This window comes from Isoptericola variabilis 225 (genome assembly GCF_000215105.1).
GTDB lineage: Bacteria > Actinomycetota > Actinomycetes > Actinomycetales > Cellulomonadaceae > Isoptericola > Isoptericola variabilis_A.
Window position 1 is genome coordinate 2260136 of record NC_015588.1, and the last position, 21983, is coordinate 2282118.

At 72.7% G+C, this 21983-nt stretch carries 18 protein-coding genes and 1 pseudogene; 9 read left to right on the forward strand and 10 right to left on the reverse strand.

What is annotated here, in order from left to right:
• Positions 1–18 precede the first annotated feature (18 nt).
• Positions 19–1188: a D-alanine--D-alanine ligase family protein gene (locus ISOVA_RS10570; protein ID WP_013839220.1), complete on the reverse strand. Its 1170-nt coding sequence runs from the start codon at positions 1186–1188 to the stop codon at positions 19–21.
• 111 nt (positions 1189–1299) lie between these two features.
• Here ISOVA_RS10570 and ISOVA_RS10575 point away from each other — a divergent pair, with 111 nt between their 5' ends.
• The 3 genes from ISOVA_RS10575 (at position 1300) to ISOVA_RS10585 (ending at position 4501) form a co-directional block, all read left to right on the forward strand.
• The gene (locus tag ISOVA_RS10575; RefSeq protein ID WP_013839221.1) at positions 1300–2475 is read left to right on the forward strand and encodes an acyl-CoA dehydrogenase family protein; all 1176 of its coding nucleotides are present in this window, start codon (positions 1300–1302) and stop codon (positions 2473–2475) included.
• A 66-nt stretch (positions 2476–2541) separates the two neighbouring features.
• Positions 2542–3681, forward strand: a complete 1140-nt coding sequence (locus tag ISOVA_RS10580) for a trans-sulfuration enzyme family protein (RefSeq protein ID WP_013839222.1) — start codon at positions 2542–2544, stop codon at positions 3679–3681.
• 112 nt (positions 3682–3793) lie between these two features.
• Positions 3794–4501 (forward strand): AMIN-like domain-containing (lipo)protein, encoded by a 708-nt coding sequence (locus tag ISOVA_RS10585; protein ID WP_013839223.1) that lies wholly within the window; start codon positions 3794–3796, stop codon positions 4499–4501.
• A 3-nt stretch (positions 4502–4504) separates the two neighbouring features.
• Here the strand turns inward: ISOVA_RS10585 and ISOVA_RS10590 are convergent, their stop codons facing one another.
• The 3 genes from ISOVA_RS10590 to murA all read right to left on the reverse strand — a co-directional run bounded on the left by ISOVA_RS10590 (position 4505) and on the right by murA (position 7669).
• On the reverse strand, positions 4505–5524 hold the full coding sequence (locus ISOVA_RS10590; RefSeq protein ID WP_013839224.1) for an NAD(P)H-dependent glycerol-3-phosphate dehydrogenase: 1020 nt from the start codon (positions 5522–5524) through the stop codon (positions 4505–4507).
• On the reverse strand, positions 5521–6276 hold the full coding sequence (locus tag ISOVA_RS10595; protein ID WP_013839225.1) for a lysophospholipid acyltransferase family protein: 756 nt from the start codon (positions 6274–6276) through the stop codon (positions 5521–5523). Before ISOVA_RS10595 ends, ISOVA_RS10590 begins: the two co-directional genes overlap by 4 nt.
• Before the next feature lie 76 nt (positions 6277–6352).
• Positions 6353–7669 (reverse strand): UDP-N-acetylglucosamine 1-carboxyvinyltransferase, encoded by a 1317-nt coding sequence (murA, locus tag ISOVA_RS10600; protein WP_013839226.1) that lies wholly within the window; start codon positions 7667–7669, stop codon positions 6353–6355.
• 314 nt (positions 7670–7983) lie between these two features.
• Here murA and ISOVA_RS10605 point away from each other — a divergent pair, with 314 nt between their 5' ends.
• From ISOVA_RS10605 to ISOVA_RS15565, 3 genes are all read left to right on the forward strand, one after another.
• On the forward strand, positions 7984–9348 hold the full coding sequence (locus ISOVA_RS10605; protein WP_013839228.1) for an MFS transporter: 1365 nt from the start codon (positions 7984–7986) through the stop codon (positions 9346–9348).
• A gap of 105 nt (positions 9349–9453) precedes the next feature.
• On the forward strand, positions 9454–9750 hold the full coding sequence (locus tag ISOVA_RS10610; protein WP_013839229.1) for a DUF6480 family protein: 297 nt from the start codon (positions 9454–9456) through the stop codon (positions 9748–9750).
• A 145-nt stretch (positions 9751–9895) separates the two neighbouring features.
• Positions 9896–10723, forward strand: coding sequence for a nuclease-related domain-containing protein (locus ISOVA_RS15565; protein WP_013839230.1), 828 nt, complete (start codon positions 9896–9898; stop codon positions 10721–10723).
• A 29-nt stretch (positions 10724–10752) separates the two neighbouring features.
• Here the strand turns inward: ISOVA_RS15565 and ISOVA_RS10620 are convergent, their stop codons facing one another.
• Positions 10753–11643, reverse strand: coding sequence for an SDR family oxidoreductase (locus ISOVA_RS10620; RefSeq protein ID WP_013839231.1), 891 nt, complete (start codon positions 11641–11643; stop codon positions 10753–10755).
• 133 nt (positions 11644–11776) lie between these two features.
• Between ISOVA_RS10620 and ISOVA_RS10625 the strand changes: the two genes are divergently transcribed.
• Positions 11777–12949 (forward strand): MarP family serine protease, encoded by a 1173-nt coding sequence (locus ISOVA_RS10625; protein WP_013839232.1) that lies wholly within the window; start codon positions 11777–11779, stop codon positions 12947–12949.
• Positions 12950–13259: 310 nt separating this feature from the next.
• On the opposite strand, the gene ISOVA_RS10630 is transcribed toward ISOVA_RS10625, so the two are convergent.
• The 5 genes from ISOVA_RS10630 to ISOVA_RS10650 all read right to left on the reverse strand — a co-directional run bounded on the left by ISOVA_RS10630 (position 13260) and on the right by ISOVA_RS10650 (position 19999).
• On the reverse strand, positions 13260–14216 hold the full coding sequence (locus ISOVA_RS10630; protein ID WP_013839233.1) for a carbohydrate kinase family protein: 957 nt from the start codon (positions 14214–14216) through the stop codon (positions 13260–13262).
• A gap of 13 nt (positions 14217–14229) precedes the next feature.
• Positions 14230–16950, reverse strand: coding sequence for a glycoside hydrolase family 32 protein (locus ISOVA_RS10635; protein ID WP_013839234.1), 2721 nt, complete (start codon positions 16948–16950; stop codon positions 14230–14232).
• Positions 16951–17004: 54 nt separating this feature from the next.
• Positions 17005–17811, reverse strand: a complete 807-nt coding sequence (locus ISOVA_RS10640; protein ID WP_013839235.1) for an ATP-binding cassette domain-containing protein — start codon at positions 17809–17811, stop codon at positions 17005–17007.
• Positions 17808–18842: an ABC transporter permease gene (locus ISOVA_RS10645; protein ID WP_013839236.1), complete on the reverse strand. Its 1035-nt coding sequence runs from the start codon at positions 18840–18842 to the stop codon at positions 17808–17810. The genes ISOVA_RS10640 and ISOVA_RS10645 overlap by 4 nt, the downstream gene beginning before the upstream one ends.
• 71 nt (positions 18843–18913) lie before the next feature.
• Positions 18914–19999, reverse strand: coding sequence for a substrate-binding domain-containing protein (locus tag ISOVA_RS10650; protein ID WP_041294857.1), 1086 nt, complete (start codon positions 19997–19999; stop codon positions 18914–18916).
• On the opposite strand from ISOVA_RS10650, the gene ISOVA_RS10655 reads away from it, so the two are divergent.
• Together ISOVA_RS10655 and ISOVA_RS16975 are read left to right on the forward strand one after the other, a co-directional pair.
• Positions 19941–21197 carry a LacI family DNA-binding transcriptional regulator gene (locus ISOVA_RS10655; RefSeq protein ID WP_315897902.1) on the forward strand — a complete coding sequence of 419 codons (1257 nt, stop codon included), beginning with the start codon at positions 19941–19943 and terminating at the stop codon, positions 21195–21197. The genes ISOVA_RS10650 and ISOVA_RS10655 overlap by 59 nt on opposite strands.
• Positions 21198–21230: 33 nt before the next feature.
• A pseudogene (locus ISOVA_RS16975) lies at positions 21231–21896 on the forward strand (LacI family DNA-binding transcriptional regulator); the annotation flags it as partial.
• Positions 21897–21983: the final 87 nt, after the last annotated feature.

The following is a 21983-nucleotide window of genomic DNA, read 5'->3' on the forward strand; positions in this document are numbered from 1 at the left end:
GCGCTACCTCGGCGGGGGTCAGCGCAGGCCCGTGCGACGCTCGAGCGCGAGCTGGATGAGCTCGTCGACGAGCTCGGGGTAGCTCAGCCCCGACGCCTCCCACATCCGCGGGTACATCGAGTACGGCGTGAACCCGGGCATGGTGTTGATCTCGTTGACGACGACCTGCTCGTCGGGGGTGACGAACACGTCGACGCGCGAGAGCCCCTCGGCGCCGACGGCCTCGAACGTCCGCACGGCGAGGCGGCGGATCTCCTCGGTGAGGTGCTCGGGCAGGTCGGCGGGGCACTCGAGCTTCACGTGCGCCTCGTCGAGGTACTTGGCCTCGAAGTCGTAGAACGCGTGCGTGTCGTGGTCGACGACGATCTCGCCCGGCAGCGACGCGCGCGGCGCCGCTCCCCCGCGCCCGCCCAGCACGGCGCACTCGATCTCGCGGCCGTGCACGGCAGCCTCGACGATGACCTTGGGGTCGTGCTCACGCGCGGCCTCGACGGCGGCCGGCAAGTCGGCGAGGTCGTCGACGCGCGTGATGCCGAGCGACGAGCCCGCGCGCGCGGGCTTGACGAACACCGGCAGGCCGAGCGTCTCGACCGTCTGGGCGCAGACCTTCGGGCTGCGCTCCCAGTCCCGCGGCCGGATGACCGTGTACGGCCCGACGGGAAGCCCGTGCCCGGCGAGCACGAGCTTCATGAAGTGCTTGTCCATCCCCACGGCCGAGGCCAGGACGCCCGCGCCGACGTACCGGACGTCGGCGAGCTCGAGCATGCCCTGGATCGTGCCGTCCTCGCCGTAGGGCCCGTGCAGGAGCGGGAAGACGACGTCGACCTCGCCGAGCAGCGCCGGCACGGCGCCCGGCTCGAGCACGCGCAGGGTCCGCTCGCCGCGCGTGAGCGACAGCACGACCTCGCCGCCGGTCTCGTCGGTGACCTCGGGGAGCCGGCCGCCCGTGATCTGCCACCGCTCCGGGGAGTCCTCGGCGACGACCCACCGGCCCTCACGGGTGATGCCGACCGGCACGACGTCGTACTTCGACCGGTCGATCGCACCCAGCACGCCGGCGGCCGTCGCGGCCGAGATGGCGTGCTCGCCGGAGCGACCGCCGAAGAGCAGGGCGACCCGCGGCTTGCGCGGCGTGCCGTCGGCCGGGTCGGGCACGGCGGGGACGGGGGCGGTGGTGGCGTCGGACATCGGCCCGACCCTATACGACCCGCAACCCCGCGCGGGCGAGCGCTGCGCCGGACCGCGGTGACGCCGTCGGGCACCCGCTCGCCGGGCGACAGGCGGTGGTTGAATCGGGCCATGGCCGCCAACCCCGCGACGTTCACCGACCGGCAGATCCTCACCGACGACCTCCTGGCCACGATCCGCGGCCGGGCCGCGGACCACGACCGCGAGAACACGTTCTTCGCCGACGACCTCGCCGACCTCAAGGCCGCCGGCTACCTGCAGGCGATGGTCCCCGAGCACCTGGGGGGCGCCGGGCTGACGCTGCGCGAGACGGCCCGCGAGCAGGCGCGCCTCGCGGGCGCCGCCCCGGCAACCGCGCTGGCGGTCAACATGCACCACGTGTGGGTCGCCGTCGCGCGCTACCTGCACGAGCGCGGCGACGACTCGCTCGACTGGCTGCTGCGCGAGACCGCGCACGGCGAGGTGTTCGGCTTCGGCTACTCCGAGGCGGGCAACGACCTCGTGCTGCTCGGCTCGCGCACGGAGGCGCGGCCCGACGGCGACGGCGGCTACACGTTCCACGGCCGGAAGATCTTCACGTCGAACTCGCCGGGCTGGACCCGCCTCGGCGTCATGGGCCTCGACGACACCACGGACCCCGACGACCCGCGCATCGTGCACGCGTTCGTCACGCGCGACGGCGGGGGGTTCGAGATCCTCGACGACTGGGACACCCTCGGCATGCGCGCGTCGCAGTCGTGCACCACGGTGCTCGACGGCGCGCACGCGCGCGCCGACCGTGTCATCCGCCGCCTGCAGCCCGGCCCGAGCCTCGACCCGTACGTGCTGGGCATCTTCACGTCGTTCGAGATCCTGCTCGCCTCCGTCTACACGGGGATCGCCGACCGCGCGCTCCAGCTCGCCGTCGAGACGGTCGGCCGCCGGCGGTCGATGAAGACCGGCAAGGCCTACTCGCAGGACCCGGACATCCGGTGGCGCGTCGCCTCGGCCGCGCTCGCGCTCGACGGCATCTGGCCGCAGCTCGACCAGCTCGCCGGCGAGGTCGACGCGCTCGTCGACCGCGGTGCGGGCTGGTTCCGCGCGACGGCGGGCCTCAAGGTCCGGGCGACCGAGACGGCGCGCTACGTCGTCGACGAGGCGATCCGCTGCTCGGGCGGGTCGACGTACTTCAACCGCTCGGAGCTCGGCCGCCTGTACCGCGACGTGCTCGCGGGCATCTTCCACCCGTCCGACGACGAGTCCGCGCACTCGACCGTCGCCCAGTCGTTGCTCGGCCCGCTGGAGTAGGGCGTCACGCCCGCAGCGACCGAGACGGCCCGTCGTCGCCGCGGGCAGCCGTCGTACGCTGCGCGCATGACGCACGAGGTCACCGGTCAGCTCTCCCCCGCCACGGTCGCCGTCACGGCCGGGCGCCCGCCGCGCGTGCAGGGCGGCCCGGTCAACCCGCCGGTGGTGCTGAGCTCGACGTACGTCTCGCAGGGCACGCCGGGCGACGGCGAGCTGCTCTACACGCGTTCGGGCACGGAGACGTGGCGACCCTTCGAGGAGGCCCTCGCGGCGCTCGAGGGCGGCGAGCACGGCGTCGTCTTCGGCTCCGGCATGGCCGCGATCGCGGCCACGCTCGGCGCCGTGCCCGACGGCGGCGCCGTCGTCGTGCCGCGCCACGCCTACCAGGTCACGCTCGGCTACCTCGACGACCTTGCCGCGCGGCACGGCGTCGAGGTCCGCCGGGTCGACATCGCGGACACCGACCAGGTCGTCGCGGCGCTCGCCGGGGCATCGCTGCTCCTCGCCGAGTCGCCGACCAACCCGATGCTCGAGGTGGCGGACCTCCCGGCGATCCTCGCCGCGGCGCGCGAGCGGGGCGTGCGCACCGTCGTCGACAACACGTTCGCGACGCCGCTCGGGCAGCGGCCGCTCGAGCTCGGGGCCGACGTCGTCGTGCACTCGGTGACGAAGTACCTGGCCGGGCACTCCGACGTCGTCCTCGGCGCGGTCGTGACGAACGACGACGCGATCGCGGCCGACGTGCGGGCCTACCGGACGCTGCACGGCTCGATCGCCGGGCCGATGGAGGTCTTCCTCGCGCTGCGCGGCCTGCGGACGCTGCACCTGCGGGTCGAGCGCGCGAACGCGAACGCGGCCGAGCTCGCGCGTCGCCTCGCCGAGCACCCGGCCGTCGCCGAGGTGCGCCATCCGTCGCTGCCCGCCGACCCGGGCCACGAGCGGGCGTCGCGGCAGATGACCGGGTTCGGCGCGATCCTCGGACTGCGGCCGCGCGGCGGGGTCGCGGCGGCCGACGCGGTCGTCGCCGCCGTGCGGCTGTGGGTCCCCGCGACGTCGCTCGGCGGCGTCGAGTCGACGCTCGAGCGCCGCCGCCGCTTCACGACCGAGTCGACGACGGTGCCCGAGGACCTGCTGCGCCTGTCGGTCGGCGTCGAGGACGTCGAGGACCTCTGGGCCGACCTCGACCGGGCGCTGCGCACTCTCTGACGTGTCAGAAGCGTGGTGGGCCAGATCCCATCACGCGTCTGACACGGCAAGAGTGATCGGATCGTGTCCGTGTCGCGCTGCGGTCGTCACCTGCGCGTGCCACCGTCGGACCATGAGGACCACGTCCCGGACCCGACGGTCCGCCGCCGCGCTCGCCGCCGCGGCCCTGCTGCTCGTGGGCGCCTGCACCGGCGGCGAGGGCCAGCCCGGGTACGGCACGGGCGGCAACCCGACCACCTCGGCACCCACGCCCACCGACACGGCGTCCCCGACCGACGACGCCGCGCCGTCGGGCACCGCGAGCCCCGGCACCGCCGACCCCGACGACGACACGGGCGACGACACGAGCACCGACGAGCCCACGGGATCGGCCCCGCCGTTCGCGGCGAACACCGAGCCCGACACCGCGGAGCCCGGCGGTGACGCGCGCCTCACGGTGACCGACGTCCGCGTCGGCGCGCACGACGGCTTCGACCGCGTCGTGTTCGACCTCGGCGGTTCCGGCACGCCCGGCTGGCGCGTCGAGTACGTCGACGAGGCCGTCGACGACGGCAGCGGCAACCCCGTCGACGTCGACGGCGACGCGATCCTGCAGGTGGTCATCTCCGGCACGGCCATGCCCGACGACAGCGGCGTGCCGGAGTACGACGGCGGCCCGGTCGACCCGGACGGCACCGAGGCCGTCGAGGAGGTCGTGTACCGGTTCTGGTTCGAGGGGTACTCGACGGCGTTCATCGGGGTCGACGGCGAGCGCCGCCCGTTCCGCGTGTTCGCGCTGTCCGACCCGGCGCGCGTCGTCGTCGACGTGCGACACGACTAGCGCTCAGGCGCCGACACCCTCGGCCTTCTGGGGGCGTGCGAGCAGCCCGCGTGCCATCTCGTCGACGGGCAGGCCCTCGTGCAGGACGGCGACGACGCCCGCCGTGATCGGCATGTCGACGCCGTGGTGCTGCGCGAGCTCGAGCACCGACCGGCACGACTTCACGCCCTCGGCAGTGGTCCCCGTGGCCGCGACGGCGTCCTCGAGCGACATGCCCTCGCCCACGTACCTGCCGAGACGGTGGTTGCGCGACTGCGGCGACGTGCACGTGGCGACGAGGTCGCCCATCCCGGCCAGGCCGGAGAAGGTCTCGACGTCGGCGCCGAGCGCGAGCCCGAGCCGCGTGATCTCGACCAGCCCGCGGGTGATGACGGTGGCCGTCGTGTTGTATCCGAAGCCGCGGCCCTGGGCCATGCCGACGGCCAGCGCGATGACGTTCTTGGCCGCGCCGCACAGCTCGACGCCGATGACGTCGCGGTTCGTGTACGGGCGGAAGTAGGCGTTGGAGCAGGCGTCGGCGACGAACCGCGTGGCCTCGTCGTCGACGCCGGCGACGACGGTCGCGGTCGGCTGGCGGGCCGCGATCTCGAGCGCGAGGTTCGGGCCGGACACCACGACGACCCGCTGCTCGGGGATCTCCAGCACCTCGGCGATGACCTGGCTCATGCGCTCGTCGGTGCTGAGCTCGACGCCCTTCATGAGGGACACGACGACGGCGTCCGGCTCCACGTGGGGACGCAGCCGCGCGAGCGTGGCACGCGCGACCTGCGACGGGACGGCGACGACCACGAGGTTCGCGCCCGCGAGCGCCGTCGCGGCGTCGGTCGTCGCGACGATCGGCGGAAGCTCGACACCCGGGAGGTACCGGGCGTTCGTGCGCTCGTGCGTGATCTCGTGCGCCACGGTCTCGTCGCGGCCCCACAGGCGCACCTCGCAGCCGGCGTCGGCGAGCACCATCGCGAACGTGGTGCCCCACGAGCCGGAGCCGAGGACGGCGGCGCGCACCGGCGTCGTGCCGCTCACGGGCGCTCCACCGGCGGGTAGTGGGTGCGGCGCGCCTCGTACTCGGGGTGCTTGCGCAGGTCGAACCGCGCGGCCGGCGCGGGCTCGCCGCGCACCTCGGACAGCAGCGCGGTGATCGCGTCCATGACGCGGTTCATGACCTCGCGCAGCACGACCGCGTCCAGGGGCTTGTCGTAGAGGTCCGACAGGTCGACCGGCGGGCCGGCGACCATCTGCACGCGCTTGCGCGGGAACGGCCTCGGCAGGCGGCCGTACCGGGGCAGGATCTCGTGCGCGCCCCACTGGGCGATCGGGACGACCGGAAGGCGCGTCGCGAGGGCGATGCGGGCGAGGCCCGTCTTCGGCTCCATGGGCCACAGGTCCGGGTCGCGCGTGATGGTGCCCTCGGGGAAGATCGCGACGCACGCGCCGTCGCCGAGCTGCTCCGCCGCCGCCTCGAGCGAGCGGGCCGCGGCCGCGCTCCCCCGGTCGACCGGGATCATGCGGGTGGCACGCAGGATCGAGCCGAGCACCGGCGTCGTGAACAGGCTGCGCTTGGCCATGATGCGCGGCTCGTACCCGTGGTCGAACAGGAAGTGCGCGAACGTCAGCGCGTCGAGCTCCGTGGCGTGGTTGGCCGCGGCGATGAACCCGCCCTGACGCGGCAGGTACTCGGCGCCGCGCCACTCGTAGCGGACGAGCGCGAACATCAGGCGGCGCACCAGCCAGGCGATGGCTCGGTAGGCGCGGGAGGTGGGGCGGGCGATCGGCACGGTGACAGAGCCTACCGCCCGGCCCTCCGGCCCGATCGGCTCAGTCGCGCCCGATGGCGACCGAGCCTGCGACGGCTCAGTCGCGGGAGACGTCGGCCCCGAGCGCCACGAGCTTGTCCTGGAAGGACTCGTACCCGCGGTCGATGAGGCTGATCCCACGCACGGTCGAGGTGCCCTTGGCGGCGAGCGCCGCGATGAGGTGCGAGAAGCCGCCGCGCAGGTCGGGGACCTCGATGTCGGCCGCGGCGAGCGGCGTCGGGCCGGAGATGACGGCGGAGTGGTGGAAGTTGCGCTGGCCGAACCGGCAGTCGCGCCCGCCGAGGCACTCCTTGTACACCTGGATGGTCGCGCCCATCTGGCGCAGCGCGTCGGTGAACCCGAAGCGGTTCTCGTACACCGTCTCGTGCACGATCGACAGGCCCGTGGCCTGCGTCAGCGCGACGACGAGCGGCTGCTGCCAGTCGGTCATGAACCCGGGGTGGACGTCCGTCTCGAGCACGATCGACTTGAGGTCGCCGCCGGGGTGCCAGAACCGGATGCCGTCCTCCTGGACGTCGAACCGGCCGCCGACCTTCCGGAAGGTGTTGAGGAACGTCATCATCTCGGGCTGCGTCGCGCCCTTGATGGTCACGTCGCCGCCCGTGGCGAGCGCCGCGGAGGCCCACGACGCCGTCTCGATGCGGTCGCCGAGCGCGGTGTGCGAGTACCCGTCGAGGCGGTCGACGCCCTCGATGCGGATGACGCGGTCGGTGTCGACCGAGATGATCGCGCCCATCTTCTGCAGCACGGCGATGAGGTCCATGATCTCGGGCTCGATCGCGGCGCCGGACAGCTCGGTGATGCCCTCGGCGCGCACCGCGGTGAGCAGCAGCTGCTCGGTCGCGCCCACCGATGGGTACGGCAGGGAGATCTTCGTGCCCTGCAGGCGGCGCGGCGCGCGCAGGTGGATGCCGTTGGGGCGCTTGTCCACGACGGCGCCGAACTGGCGCAGGATGTCGAGGTGGTAGTTGATGGGCCGGTCGCCGATGCGGCAGCCGCCGAGGTCGGGGATGAACGCCTCGCCCAGGCGGTGCAGCAGCGGCCCGCAGAAGAGGATCGGGATGCGGCTCGAGCCGGCGTGCGCGTCGATGTCGGCGACGTGCGCGGACTCGACGTTCGACGGGTCGAGGTCGAGCACGCCCGCCTCGGGGTCCGACTTGACGGTCACGCCGTGCAGCTCGAGCAGGCCCGTCACGACGGCGACGTCACGGATCTGCGGCACGTTGCGCAGCACGCTGGGCGACTCTCCCAGGAGGGACGCCACCATCGCCTTCGAGACGAAGTTCTTCGCCCCCCGCACGGTGATCGTGCCCTCGAGCGGGTTGCCACCGTTCACGTACAGCAGATCGTTCATCGCGTTGTCATCGTCCCGTCGTCCAGGTGCTCGTTGGGCTGTGCGCCGGCGCCGTGGTGCGGCGCGCCGCGTCGATCTTTCCTCGCCCGGTCCGGTGGTGCCAACATCGGCATCCCCCCGCGTATTCACGTTCACCACACCTTCACGCCGACCGCACCGGCCCGCTCGCCGACACGCCGCAGGTACGGGACGCCGCGCGTGTCGCCGCCGGCGGAGAACGTGACGTACGGCACGGCACGGCGTTCCCGTCAAGGATGCATCCGCATCCCAAGACGGCCCTGCCCGTGATGCGGACACCGCCCTACCGTTCGGCCATGACCACCACCGCTGCCCCCGGCGCCTCAGGCGCGCCTGGCGCGACGCCGTCGCCCGCGAACTCGCGCGGCCGCGTCGTCGTCGCATCCCTCATCGGGACCTCGATCGAGTTCTACGACTTCTACGCGTACGCCACCGCGGCCGTGCTCGTGTTCCCGACCGTGTTCTTCGCCGCGCAGAGCCACGCGACGGCGCTGCTCGCCTCGTTCGCGGTGTTCGGCGTCGCGTTCGTCGCCCGCCCGCTCGGGTCGGTGCTGTTCGGCCACTTCGGCGACCGCGTCGGCCGCAAGGCCACGCTCGTCGCCTCGCTGCTCGTCATGGGTGTGGCGACGTTCGTCATCGGTCTCATCCCGCCCGCGTCGACGCCGGGCTGGGCGGTCGCCGCGCCCGCGATCCTCGTGCTGTGCCGCTTCTGCCAGGGCCTGGGCCTCGGCGGCGAGTGGAGCGGCGCGGCGCTGCTCGCGACCGAGAACGCGCCCGAGGGGCGGCGCGCGATCTGGGGCACGTTCCCCCAGCTCGGCGCGCCGATCGGCTTCATCCTCGCCAACACGGTGTTCATCGGCCTGGCGAACGGGCTGAGCGACGAGCAGTTCCAGGCGTGGGGCTGGCGCGTGCCGTTCCTGGCGAGCGCGGTCCTCGTGGTCGTCGGCCTGTGGGTGCGCCTCAAGCTCATCGAGACGCCCGCGTTCCAGAAGGTGCAGGAGGCCAACGCGGTCGTCAACGTACCGGTCGCGCGCGCGTTCCGCGTCTCGTGGCGCCAGATCGTCGCGGGCACGTTCATCATGCTCGCCACGTACGTGCTCTTCTACCTCATGACGACGTTCACGCTGACGTACGGCACGACGCCGGCGACCGAGACGCCCGCCGGCCTCGGGTACGAGCGCACCGACTTCCTGTGGATGCTCATCTTCGGCGTCGTGTTCTTCGGTGTGTTCACGCTCGTCTCCGGCCCGCTCGCCGAGCGGTTCGGCCGGCGCAAGCACCTGCTCGCCGTCACGGCCGGCATCGCCGTGTTCGGCCTGCTCTTCGTGCCGCTGTTCTCCGGCGGCACGGTGGGCGTGCTGGGCGTGCTCGTCATCGGCTTCACGCTCATGGGTCTGACGTTCGGCCCGATGGCCGCCGTGCTGCCCGAGCTGTTCCCCGCCAACGTCCGGTACACGGGCTCCGCGGTGGCGTACAACCTGTCGTCGATCCTCGGCGCCGCGGTGGCCCCGTTCATCGCCGTGTGGCTGTGGACGCTCGCGGGCGGCTCGACGGTGCTGGTCGGCGTCTACCTGAGCGCCGCGGCGCTCGTCACGCTCGTGGCGCTGCTGCTCACGCGCGAGACCAAGGACGTCGCCTACACGGACGACATCGGCAGCTGACCTGCCGCACGTCGAGGCCCGGGCAGCGCGTGCTGCCCGGGCCTCGTCGTGCCCGACGGCGGGACCCGCCGTGCGAGTGCCCCTGCGGTCACGGACGCTCGAGGCATGGCGGACCAGCACGACGAGCGGCACGAGCACCGCGAGCGCCCCCGGCGCGCCGGCGAGGGCGGCATGCCCGACCCCGACCCCGCCCTGTCCCCGACGGCGGGTGGCAGCGGGCCGGGCGGCGGCGTCGAGCCCGGGGAGACGCCGCCCGAGGCCGGCCAGGTGAGCGCGCCGCAGGGGCACGAGGAGCACGGCCCGCACCGCGCCGTGCCCTGGCTGTGGCTCACCGCGATCGGCATCGTCGTCCTCGCCATGGCGCTCGCCTTCATCGGCTACGGCATCGGGCTCTGGGACTGACCCGGACGCCGCTCCCGACCCTTCGACCGGAGTTCACCCGGCTCCGCCCTTGACCGGCCGCGACGCGCTCGGCGACGTTGGTCCCGGCAGCGGCGCTCCCGGCAACCATCGGGACCGCCGGAGGCGTCGCTCGGGAGGGCGTGTCATGAGCACGGCAGGGGGCTCGGCCGACGACGTCGCGCGCCGGGCGCGCGAGAAGGCCGAGCGGTTGCTCCGCTACGCCGAGCAGTTCGAGAAGGGAGCCGCCGGCGAGCAGGCGGTCCAGGCGGTGCTCGACCAGCTCGGGCCCGAGTGGATCGTGCTCCACGACGTGCGCTGGCCCGGCCGCTCACGGGCGAACATCGACCACGTGGCCGTCGGCCCGACCGGCGTCTTCGTCATCGACGCGAAGCAGTGGAGCGGGACCGTGACGGTCAGCCGCGGGGTCCTGCGGCAGAACGGCTACGCGCGGACGAACGCCGTCGACGGCGCACACGACGCGGCACGCGCGGTGGCCACCCTCGTGCCCTCGCTCGACCCGGCCGTCTTCGTCCCGGTCGTCTGCTTCGTCGGCGACGGGCGACCCACCGCCCGGCTGGGCGGGGTCGACGTGTGCTCGACGTCGACGCTGCTCCGGACGCTGCTGGACCGCCCGCGCATCCTCTCCCCCGAGCGACTGACCTCGCTGCGGTTCGAGATCGAGCTGTCGATGCGGTCCGCGACCGCGCCGGCGGTGCCCGTGCCGACGGGGTCCTCCGCGCCGCCGCGCGCTTCCCGTCCGAGCCGTGACACGCGTCCGGTTCGCCGTGGCGGCACAAGCCCATCGCACCTCGTCGCCCGGCTCGCGATCGCGTTAGTCCTGTGGCTCGTGGCGTCGGCTCTCTTCCGGGCAGCGGGCACCGTGCTGCATCTGCCGGACGGTGCCGTGACACTCCTGACGTTCACGGCCCTGGTGGTCATGCTGCTCTCGGCGGCGCTGCGGACCGGTCGCTGACCGGGCCTCCCGCCGGAAGGGCTCCCCCGTCAGAGCGGGCGGCCTCCGGTGACGCCGAGACGATCGCCGGTGACGTAGCTCGACTCCTGCGAGGCGAAGAACACGTACACCGGCGCGAGCTCGGCGGGCTGGCCCGCACGCCCGAGCGGCGTGTCTGCTCCGAACTGCTCGACCTTCTCCTCGGGCATGGTGGCCGGGATGAGCGGCGTCCAGATCGGTCCCGGCGCCACGGCGTTCACGCGGATCCCCTCCTCGGCGAGCTGCTGCGCGAGACCCTTCGTGAAGTTGAGGATCGCGGCCTTCGTCGTGGCGTAGTCGAGGAGCTGCGGGCTCGGCTCGAACGCCTGGACCGACGTGGTGTTGATGATCGAGCCGCCCTTGCCGAGGTGGTCCAGCGCCGCCTTGGTGATCCAGAACATCGCGTAGACGTTGGTCTTGAGGACGCGGTCGAGCTGCTCGGTGGTGATGCCGCGCAGGCCCTCGTCCTGGGACATCTGGTAGGCGGCGTTGTTGACGAGAATGTCGAGCCCGCCGAGGCCGGCGACCGCGTCCTCCACGAGCTGCTGGCAGAACGCCTCGTCGCGGATGTCGCCGGGCAGCAGGACGGCCTTGCGTCCCGCCTCCTCGATCCAGCGCCGGGTCGTCTGCGCGTCCTCCTCCTCCTCGGGGAGGTAGGAGATCGCGACGTCGGCTCCCTCGCGCGCGAAGGCGATCGCCACCGCCCGGCCGATGCCCGAGTCGCCGCCCGTGATGAGCGCACGCTTGCCCTCGAGGCGGCCGGAACCGACGTAGGTCTCCTCGCCGTGGTCCGGCTCCTGGGACATCTCCCCGGTGAGGCCGGGGGGCTCGAGGTCGTCCGCGGGCTGCTTCGGCTGCGGGTGCTGCGTCGTCGGGTCCTGCGGCGTCGTCTGGTCGGACATGGGGCACTCCCGTCTGGACGTGGTTGCGGCACGTCCAGCCTCGCGGCACCACCGACCACTCGCACAGGCACGCCACAGGTCCACCGCGTATCGTCGGCGTCCCGGACGCCCGGACATGCGAGGAGGAGGACCCGTGACCCCCGTCGACCTCCTCCTCGTCGTCGCCCTGGTCGCCGCCCTCGTCGCAGGGCTGGGCCGCGGCCTGCTGGCGACGGTCGGCGGCCTGGCCGGGCTCGTGGCCGGAGGCCTCGCCGCGTTCTGGGTCGTCCCCGTCGTCAACGACGCGCTGCCGACGTCTCAGTGGCGGGCGCCTGCGACGCTCGCCATCGCCGTGATGCTGCCGCTGCTCGGCGCCTCGGCCGGCGCGGGCGTCGGGCACGGTCTGCGGCGCCAGGTGGACCGCACGCCGTTGCGCCCTCTCGAGCGGCTGCTCGGGGGCGTGGCCAATCTTCTCGTCGCCGCGGTGGCGATCTCCTTCGTCGGCACGGCGGTCAAGGCGACCGGCGCCCCGGGCCTCGCCCAGGCCGTCTCGTCGTCGGTCGTGCTCCGTACCATCGACGACCTGACCCCGACACCCGTGAGCCGCACGCTCGCCCAGATGCGCTCGGCGGTGCTCGACGACGGACTCCCACGGCTCGACGGACTGCTCGGCCCGCGTGTGGCACCGGCCGCGCCCGACGTCGACCTCGCCGACCCCGCGCTCGAGGCGTCCGCCCGCTCGGTCGCGCGGATCTGGGGCACCGCGTACGCGTGCGGGACCAGCTCGACGGGGTCCGGGTTCGTCGTCGCGCCCGACCGGGTGGTCACCAACGCGCACGTCGTGGCGGGCGTCGAGCGCCCGCTCGTGGAGCTGCCCGGACGGGCCGCACGCGAAGGGCGCGTCGTCTACTTCGACCCGGTTGCCGACCTCGCCGTCGTGGCCGTCGACGCGCTCGACGCCGACCCGCTGCCCGTGGCCCCGACCCTGGCGGCCGGCGACACCGCCGCCGTCCAGGGCTACCCCTATGGAGGGCCGTTCATCTCGACGGGCGCGCAGGTGCTCGACGTCGGGACCGTCCGCGTCCCCGAGTCCGGAGGCATCGGCGGTGGCGACCGCGAGGTGTACTCGCTGGCCGCCGAGGTGCACCCCGGCAACTCGGGCGGGCCCGTGCTGACGACCGACGGCGAGGTCGTCGGCGTGATCTTCGGGCGCGCGGACAGCGAGGAGGACCTCGCGTACGCGGTGACCACGGCCGAGCTGCTGCCCGTCGTCGCCCAGGCCACGGAGCTCGACACCGCCGTGGAACCGGGGCGCTGCGCCGCCTGACGCGCGTTCGGTGTCTTGACACCACAGACGGTGCCGTCGCCGATTTCCACGCCAGCACGGGCTACGGCGCCGTCATCGTCCGCCGTCCCTGAACATCACCGAGGGGACACCGCCATGACCGGCGACCTTGACGTCGACGTGCGCGGCCTGCGCGCTCGGCCCCACCGCCTCGTGGGGCACGCCGTCGTCGCCGAGCCCCAGCCACCAGCGCCGCCATGGACGCCGCCTCCAGGACCATGGCGCGGTTCACGACGATGGCGATCGGTGTGACGGCGGCGGCCGGACGACGCACGTCCGGCCGCCGCCGCTCCTAGGTGGCCACGAGGGGGTCCGCCCCGGTCCGGTACCGGACCGTCTCGTGCCGCCACGGAGGGTTGGCTCCCGCCCTGGCGACGGTGGCCGTGGCGATCGCGACCGCGTGCTCGACGATCTCGGTGAGCACGGAACCGTCCGTGGCGCGCAGCTGCTCGCGACGTTCGGCTCCGTCCAGGTCTGCGACCAGCAGACCGTGAATGAGGCCGCCCATGAAGGCGTCACCGGCCCCGATCGTGTCCACGACCTCGACCCGGCGCCCCGGAACCTTGAGGTGCACATCGCCTGCCCGCAGCACCGCTCCGTCGGCACCACGGGTTCCCACGACGACGGCCGGTCCACCGCCGGCCCACGACCGCAGCACCTCCTCGAACGGCTCCCCCGGGTAGAGCCAGGCGAGGTCCTCGTCGGACACCTTGACGACGTCGGCCAGCTGCACGAGGCGCTCGACCCGCCGGCGCACGGCCAGGCGGTCCGGGCAGATCGTGGGACGCAGGTTCGGGTCGTACGTGACGGTCGCGGTCGCCCGCGCCTCCTCGACCAGCCGCAGCACATCACCCGCCCCCGGTTCGAGCAGCGTCGCGACGCTGCCGACGTGGACGACGCCCGCGTTCCCGGCCCGCGGCAGGACCGGTGCCCACGTGAGGGCGAACTCGTAGCGGGCCGAGCCGTCCGGCCGCAGCCGGGAGGCCGCAACCGACGTCGGGCCGCTGCCGACGCTGCCCTCGGTGAGCCGGACGCCGGACTCGGAGAGCCAGGCGCGTAGTCGTCGACCACGGTCGTCCTCGCCGAGACACGTCGCGAACTGCGGCCGGTGCCCGAGCCGCCCGAGCGTCACCGCGACGTTGGCGGGGCTCCCGCCCGGGTGCTCACGGTGGTTGCCGTCGTCGCTCGTCACGACGTCCGTCAGCGCCTCGCCGACGACGAGCACCCGGGCGTCCTGGTGGGTATGCACGAGGGTTCCTCCTTCAGCGGGCGCAGGGCACGGCCCCGGGCCGACCGGGTGCTCCCGCGCAGGCGGGTGCCGCGGGCCCGGAGCCCTCGACGTGGACGGATGGGGTGAGTGGCGTGGCGGTGAGCGACACGATCCGGGCCGTGCCGCCCTCCGCGAACGCCGCGAGGCCGAGCGAGGCGGGGTCCGGGAAGACCTGGCTCGTGATCGTGCGCAGCCCGTCGGCGGTCAGCACCTCGACGGACGACCGGTCGACGTAGACGCGCAGCCGCACCCGCCCGTCGGTGACGCTCGAGTCCGGGAGCGGGGCCGACGAGGCGCCCGAGAACACCGGGTGGAACGAGACGTCGCCCGAGCGTGTCCGGTCGACGACCAGACGCTGCTGCCTGGCGTCGTACGCGACCACGGTCCCCTCCTCCGCTGCCGCCGCGTCCCCGACCGCGAAGCCGTCCGTGGAGCGCACGACGACACCGGCACGGTCGGCGTCGCCCACGTCGAGCGTCACGTCGAGCCGGTACACGTCACCGGCGTCGGAGAGCGGGACCGTCGCGTCGGACACCGGCAGGTTCCGCACCCGCGTCGCGGCGGCGGGCACCGCCAGGCGGTCGACGCCCTTCACGACGCGCTGGGTGAGGACGACCTGCCCGTCCTGCTCGGTGAGGGTCACCTCGCGAGGCAGCGTCATGGCCGAGCGCCACGGATGAGTCGGGATCTCCTGGGCGTACGTCCAGTCGTTCATCCAGCCGATCATGTAGCGGCGCCCGTCGGGCACGTTGTCGAACGACACCGTGGCGTAGTAGTCGCGCCCCCAGTCCAGCCAGTCATACCGCTCGATACCGGGGTTCACGGGCGCGTCCGTGGCGACGACGTGGTCGAGCAGGATGTGGCCCCAGCCGCCGCGGTTGTTGTCGACGACCCGCAGCGTCGCCTGCTTGCCACGCAGCTCGGCCACGTCCCAGCTGACCCAGTCGAGCTGCTCGGAGTTGCGGCCCGTCGCGGTGCGCACGACCTCGCCGTCGACGACCAGGTTCACGGTGGTCTCGGAGCTGCGCGGGCGTGCCGGTTCGTCCCCGACGACGACGTGGTCGACCGTGAGGTGGCCCCATCCGCCGGTCGCGAGGTCGACCACCCGCAGCTGTGCGTCGCGGCCGCGCAGGTCGCTCACGTCCCATGACCGCCAGCGCAGGTCGCCCGCCTCGGGACCGGTCAGGTGGCGCACCACCTCGCCGTCGACGAGGAGCTGCACCTGCAGCGTCTGCGGGTCGGAGTCGGCGCGCCGCCCGCCGCCGACGAGCATGCTCACGTGGTCGCCGTCGAGGACGAACGAGGGCGAGGTGAGCGTGCCGACGTTGTCGTCGCCGTGCGGGCCGCCCTCCCAGGTGTTGAGGCGGCCGTCGCCGATGTAGTACTCGCCGCCCGCGGTCGACGGGCTCGCCGTGGCCGCGAGGTCACCGGTGCCGGTCCAACCGGCGTCGGCCAGCGTGAGGCCGGCCGCGCGCTGCTCGAAACCGTCCCACAGGAGCGTGCCCGGCGGCGGCTCGTTGCCGAGCTGAGCGCCGTCGACACGCGGGTGGTTGCCACCGCCCACGAGCATCGCCAACCAGTCACGCTCGATCGTGAACGGTGCGGACTCCGCGGTGCCCGTCGGCCAGTCGTGGCCGACGAAGGAGTTGACGAGACGGTCACCGAGGAAACCGGTGACCTGCTGCTGGCCCGGGACGGTGCCCGGGAACGGCTCGGCGCCGAACGGGCCCTGCTCCGCGTGCCCGGGCTCGTTGACGACGGTCCAGTCGCCCCAGCCGGCCTCGAAGTCCGCGAGGACCTCGCCGTCGGGCACCTCGACGCCCTCCACGGTCCGCTCGGGCGTGAACGTGGTGCCGTCGAAGTCACCGACGAAGTACTGGCCGCCCGAGCCGCCGGCGACGGAGCCGGGGTTGAGGTTCACGACCATGACCCACCGCGTGTTCTGGGGGTCGCCGTCGACGGGCAGCTCGAACAGGTCCGGGCACTCCCAGATCCCGCCGGTCGCGTTGGCGGGACCGAACGTCGACAGGTACGACCAGTTCTTGAGGTCGTCGGAGCGGTAGAGCACGACCTGGTGGTCCACCGCCTCGACGGCGACCATGACCCAGTACGCGCGACCCTCGCCGTCGTCGTACCGGAACACCTTGGGGTCGCGGAAGTTCCGGCTGCCACGGTCGAGCACGGGGTTGCCCTCGTACTTCGTCCAGGTGTAACCGCCGTCGGTCGAGTACGCGAGCGACTGCGCCTGGATCCCCGCGAGCGTCGGGTGGGCGTCGGTGTACGCACTCGTGTAGAGCGCGACGAGCGGCGGGTCCTCGACGGTGCCGAAGCCGCTCGTGTTGCCGTGGTCGACCACGACGGAGCCGGAGAAGATGTCCTCGACCGAGGTGCCGTTCTCGTCGAACGTCTGCGGGATCGCGACCGGCTGCTCGGTCCAGTGGACGAGGTCCGGGCTCGTCGCGTGACCCCACGACATGTTCCCCCACCGGTTCCCTTGCGGGTTGTGCTGGAAGTACAGGTGGTACGTGCCGTCGTGGTAGACGAGCCCGTTGGGGTCGTTCATCCAGTTCTCGCTGGGCGTCCAGTGGATCGCTGGCCGGTAGGGCTCATCACCGGGACCTGGGTCCGTCGTCGCGTGCGCGAACGGTGCGGCGACCAGGGCGAGCGCGGCGGCGAGCGCCGGCACCACCCGGGCGCGGGCAGGGGACGTCATGGGTCGAACTCCTTCGTCCGATCGGGGGTTTCGTCCTGCGGGAGGAATGGCAGCTCACGCCTCGGCGGCGCCGGTCATGATGGCGACGGCCTCGGTCATGGAGTGCGACCGGGGCGTGATGGTCGCCGCGCGGCGGCCGAGCCGCTGCACGTGGATGCGGTCGGCGATCTCGAACACGTGGGGCATGTTGTGGCTGATGATGATCACCGGCACGCCGTTGTCGCGCAGCGTCCGGACCAGCTCGAGGACCTGGCCTGACTCGCGCACTCCGAGCGCCGCCGTCGGCTCGTCGAGCACGACGACCTTCGAGCCGAACGCCGCCGCGCGCGCGACCGCGACGGCCTGGCGCTGGCCGCCGGAGAGGTTCTCGACGGGCACGGTGACGTCCTGGAGCGTGGAGATCCCGAGGTCGCGCAGCTCGCGGCGGGCCCGCTCACGCATGCCTGCACGGTCGGTCATCCGCAGCACCGAGCCGAGGAACCCCTTGCGCCGGACCTCGCGCCCGAGGAACAGGTTGGACGCGATGTCGAGCGACGGCGCGACGGCAAGCGTCTGGTACACGGTCTCGATGCCGGCAGCGCGCGCATCCTGGGGACGCTTGAAGTGGACGCGCTCGCCGTCGAGCAGGATCTCGCCCTCGTCAGGGATCTCGGCCCCGGTCAGGCACTTGATCAGCGTGGACTTGCCGGCGCCGTTGTCCCCGATGATCGCCAGGACCTCGCCGCGGTAGAGCTCGAGGTCCACGCCGTCGAGCCCGACGACGCGCCCGAAGGTCTTGACGAGGCCGCGCGCCTGGAGCACCGGCGTCGCGCTCGCGGTGACGTCGTCGTCCGTCGTGGTGGTGGTGTCGATGGTGGTCACTTGCGCACCTTCCGGATCCACTGGTCGAGCGAGACCGCGACGATCACGAGGACGCCGACGGCGAGGGTCTGGTAGAGCACGTCGAGGCCGGCCAGGGAGAGGCCGTTGCGGAACACCCCGACGATGAGCGCGCCCAGCAGCGTGCCCCAGACGGTGCCGCGGCCGCCGAAGAGGCTCGTGCCGCCGATGACGACGGCGGTGATCGAGTCGAGGTTCATGTCGATGCCGACGTTGGGGCTGGCCGCGTTGGCGCGTCCGATCTGGAGCCAGGCGGCGAGTGCGAGGATCGCGCCTGCCGACAGGTAGACGCTGAGCAGCACCCGGTTGACGCTGATCCCGGAGAGCCGGGCCGCGTCCTTGTCGTCGCCGACGGCGTAGACGTGCTTGCCCCATGCGGTGCGCGACAGCGCTATCGCGACGACCAGGTAGGCGGCGAGCATGAGGAGCACGCCGATCGAGACCCGGACCCCGAAGACGGGGAACGTGGTGCCGGTCCACGTCATGAGCGCAGGCATGTCGGTGCCGCGGACCGTCGCGCCGCGCGAGTAGAGCAACGTGATCGCCAGGAAGACGTTGAGCGTGCCGAGCGTGGCGATGAACGGCGGCAGCTTCAGCCGGGTGACGAGGACGCCGTTGACACCACCCGCCGCGAGGCCGACGAGCAGACCGAGCAGGAGCGCCACGGGCGGCGGCAGCCCGATGGTCGTGGCCGCCTGTGCCATCACCACCGAAGCCAGGACCATGATCGACCCGACCGACAGGTCGATCCCCGCCGTCAGGATCACGAGCGTCTGCGCGACGGCCAGTGTCCCGACGACCGCGACCTGCTGCGTGATGAGCGAAAGGTTGCCCGGCGCCCAGAACCGGTCGTTGAGGAGACCGAAGACGACGACCGACAGGACCAGCACGATCGCCGGGCTGAGGGCCGGGTAGCGGTGGAGGACGCCGCGGGCCCGCTCGAGCGGGGTGCGACGGTCGAGGAACTCGGCGGCCGCGTCGTGCGGGCGCGCCGGAAGGGTGGACGTGCTCATGAAGGACTCCTTGCCTCAGGAGGTGCGACGGCGTGCCGCGCCGCCTCGTCGCGACGGCGCGGCAGAACACGTCAGCCCCAGCAGATCTCCGACGCCTCGGTGGAGTCGATCGACTCGAGGCCGTCGACGGGCGTGTCGGTCACCAGCTCGACGCCGGTGTTGAAGAAGTCGAGACCCTCGGTGGTCTCCGGCGCCTCGCCCGTCCGGGCGAGCTCCGCGATGGCCTCGACGCCGAGCTCGGCCATCTTGACCGGGTACTGCTGGCTCGTGGCGTCGATGATGCCCTGCTGGACGTTGTCGACGCCCGCGCAGCCTCCGTCGATCGAGACCAGCAGGACGTCGTCGGCCGTCCCGGCCGCCTCGAGCGCCTGGTGGGCGCCGTACGCGGCCGGCTCGTTGATCGTGTAGACGACGTTGATGTCGGGGTTCTTCGTGAGGAGGTTCTCCATCGCGGTCCGGCCGCCGTCCTCGGCGCCCTGGCTCGCCTCGTTGCCGACGATCTCGTACTCGCCGCCGCTGTACGAGCCGGTCTTTGCCTCGTCGCCGTTGACGTTCGGGTCCGCGACGTCGATCCCCATGCCCTCGAGGAAGCCCTGGTCGCGGTCGTAGTCGACCGAGACGACCTTGTCGTCGAAGAGGTCGAGCAGTGCGATCGTGGCCTTCTCGCCGCCCAGCTGGGCGGCGGTCCACTCGCCGATGAGCCGGCCCGCCTCGCGGTTGTCGGTCGCGAACGTGATGTCGACCGCGTCGGCCGGGTCAGGCGGCGTGTCCAGGGCGATGACGTAGAGGCCGGCGTCGCGGGCCTTGCCGATCGCGTCGACGACCGACGGGCCGTTCGGCGTGATGAGGATGCCGGCGTCGCCGCGGGCGATCGCGTTCTCGATCGCCTGGATCTGCGTCTCCTCGTCGCCGTCAGCCTTGCCGGCGGCGAGCGTGAGCTCGACACCGTGCTCGGCGGCCGCGGCCTCCGCGCCCTCCTGCATGGCGACGAAGAACGGGTTGGTCGTGGTCTTGACGATCAGGGACACGCCGACACCGTTGTCAGGCGCACCGGCGGACGCCGCCCCATCGCTGCAGGCCGTCAGGCCGAGCGTTGCCATGGCGAAGATGCTGGTCACTGCGGCGCCACGCCGCAGCGACGCAGAAGAGGTGGTCATGTGGTTCACCGTCGAACTCCTGGGATGCGAGGGCTCGTTGTCCGAAACCCGACAACGTTGTCAGGTCCGTGTCTACACGAGGTGTCGCGATAGGGTCAACCCACCAGCGACAAGGAGTGACAGTTTCGTGACATCGGTGTCAGGAGAACCGCGGCCTGCGCTGACGACGCGCCGCCCCACGATGCGCGACGTCGCAGAGCTGGCCGGCGTCGGGATCAAGACCGTCTCGCGCGTGGTCAACGGCGAGCCGAACGTCTCGGCCCAGACTGCCGAGCGCGTGCGCCGCGCCGCCGCGTCGCTGCACTACGAGCCCGACATGCACGCCGGGAACCTCCGACGCGCCGACGGCAGGTCCCGCACGCTGGGGCTCCTCGTCTCGAGCGTCGCCAATCCGTTCGCCGCCCAGGTGCACCGCGCCATCGAGCGGGTCGCCACCGAGCACGGGTACGGGGTCCTCGCCACGAGCCTGGAGGACGATCCCGACGCAGAGGTCCGCGCCGTCGCCGCGCTCGCGCGGCGACGCGTCGACGGCTTCGTCGTGACGCCTGTGCGGGTCGACCAGACGTACCTGCGCGTGCACGTCGACCGGGGCACACCGATCGTGTGCGTCGACCGCGAGCCACGCGGTCTCGACACGGACAGCGTGGTGAGCGCCAACACGGAGGGCGCTGCAGCTGCGGTGCGCCACCTGATCTCCCGCGGTCACCGGCGGATCGCGTTCCTCGGCGACCTCGAGCGGATCCAGACCGCCCGCCTCCGCCTGGACGGCTACATCCAGGAGCTCACCGCGGCGGGCTTCGACGTGGATCGGTCCCTGGTGGTGATGGGGCTGCATGACGAGGCCAGCGCTACCGCGGTAGCACGGCGCCTCCTGACGCTGCCGGACCCGCCGACCGCGGTCTTCTCGAGCCAGAACCTCGTGACGATCGGCACCGTCCGGGCGCTGCAGCAGCTGGGCCGGGAGAACGTCGTCGCGCTGGTCGGCTTCGACGACATCGAGACGAGCGACCTGCTCAAGCCGGGCATCACCACGGTGGCCCAAGACCCCGACCGCATCGGTCGACTCGCAGCGGAGCGCCTCTTCGCCCGGATCGACGGAGAACTGGGACCGCCTCGGCACCTCGTCGTGCCCACCCGCCTGGTGGTCCGGGGATCGGGCGAGATCCCCGGACCGGGAGCCGCCACAACCCGCGCCTGACGCCGGTGAAGTCGCCCTTGGGACGTCGCGCGCGCCGCGGGGGTGTCCCAGGCGACCGTTTCCATCGTCCTCAAGGGCGATCCAGGCTCTCGTGTCTCCGCCGCGACGGTTCGGCGGATCAAGGACGCGGTGGTGACGCTCGGGTACCGGTCGAACGCGACGGCCAAGGCGCTGCGGGAGCGCGTCGCCGAGCTTGTCGGGTTCATCGGGGACGAGGTCGCCTCGGCGCCGTTCGCCGGTGAGATCGTCGAAGGTGCTCAGGAACGCGCATGGCAGGACGGGCAGCTCCTCCTGGTGGTCAACACCGGAGGACGTCGGGATCTCGAGCAGGCAGCCGTCGAGCAGATGCTCTCCCACCGGTCAAGTCCCAACTGCCGCCAGGTGCTCATCTACTCCTCGCTACACGGCGAGCTGACGCAGGCCAGGCGTGAAGCCGGCGAGCGTGGTGGCGTGTGGTCCGTACCCGTGGACTGCGCGACCGGCCCCTACGACATCACCAAGGCAGCCCGGCTCACTGACGAGTCGCTGTACGCAGGCCGGCTGCTGAAAGACCGCGACGGCACCTGGTGGCTCTTCGCGTTCAACCACGTCGACAGCGACGGGAGATTCATCGGGTCACTGTCCGACCCGTTGCCGGTCGGCTGGGACGCGAACGGGCGCCTCAGGGTGACCGGCGGTCGCTTCGACCACCTCGCGTGAGGGGCACACACCCATGGGAGGTTCCTCGTGGTCGGTGAGGGGCTCGTCGACATCGTCGAGACGCCGGACGGCACGCGCTCCGAGCAG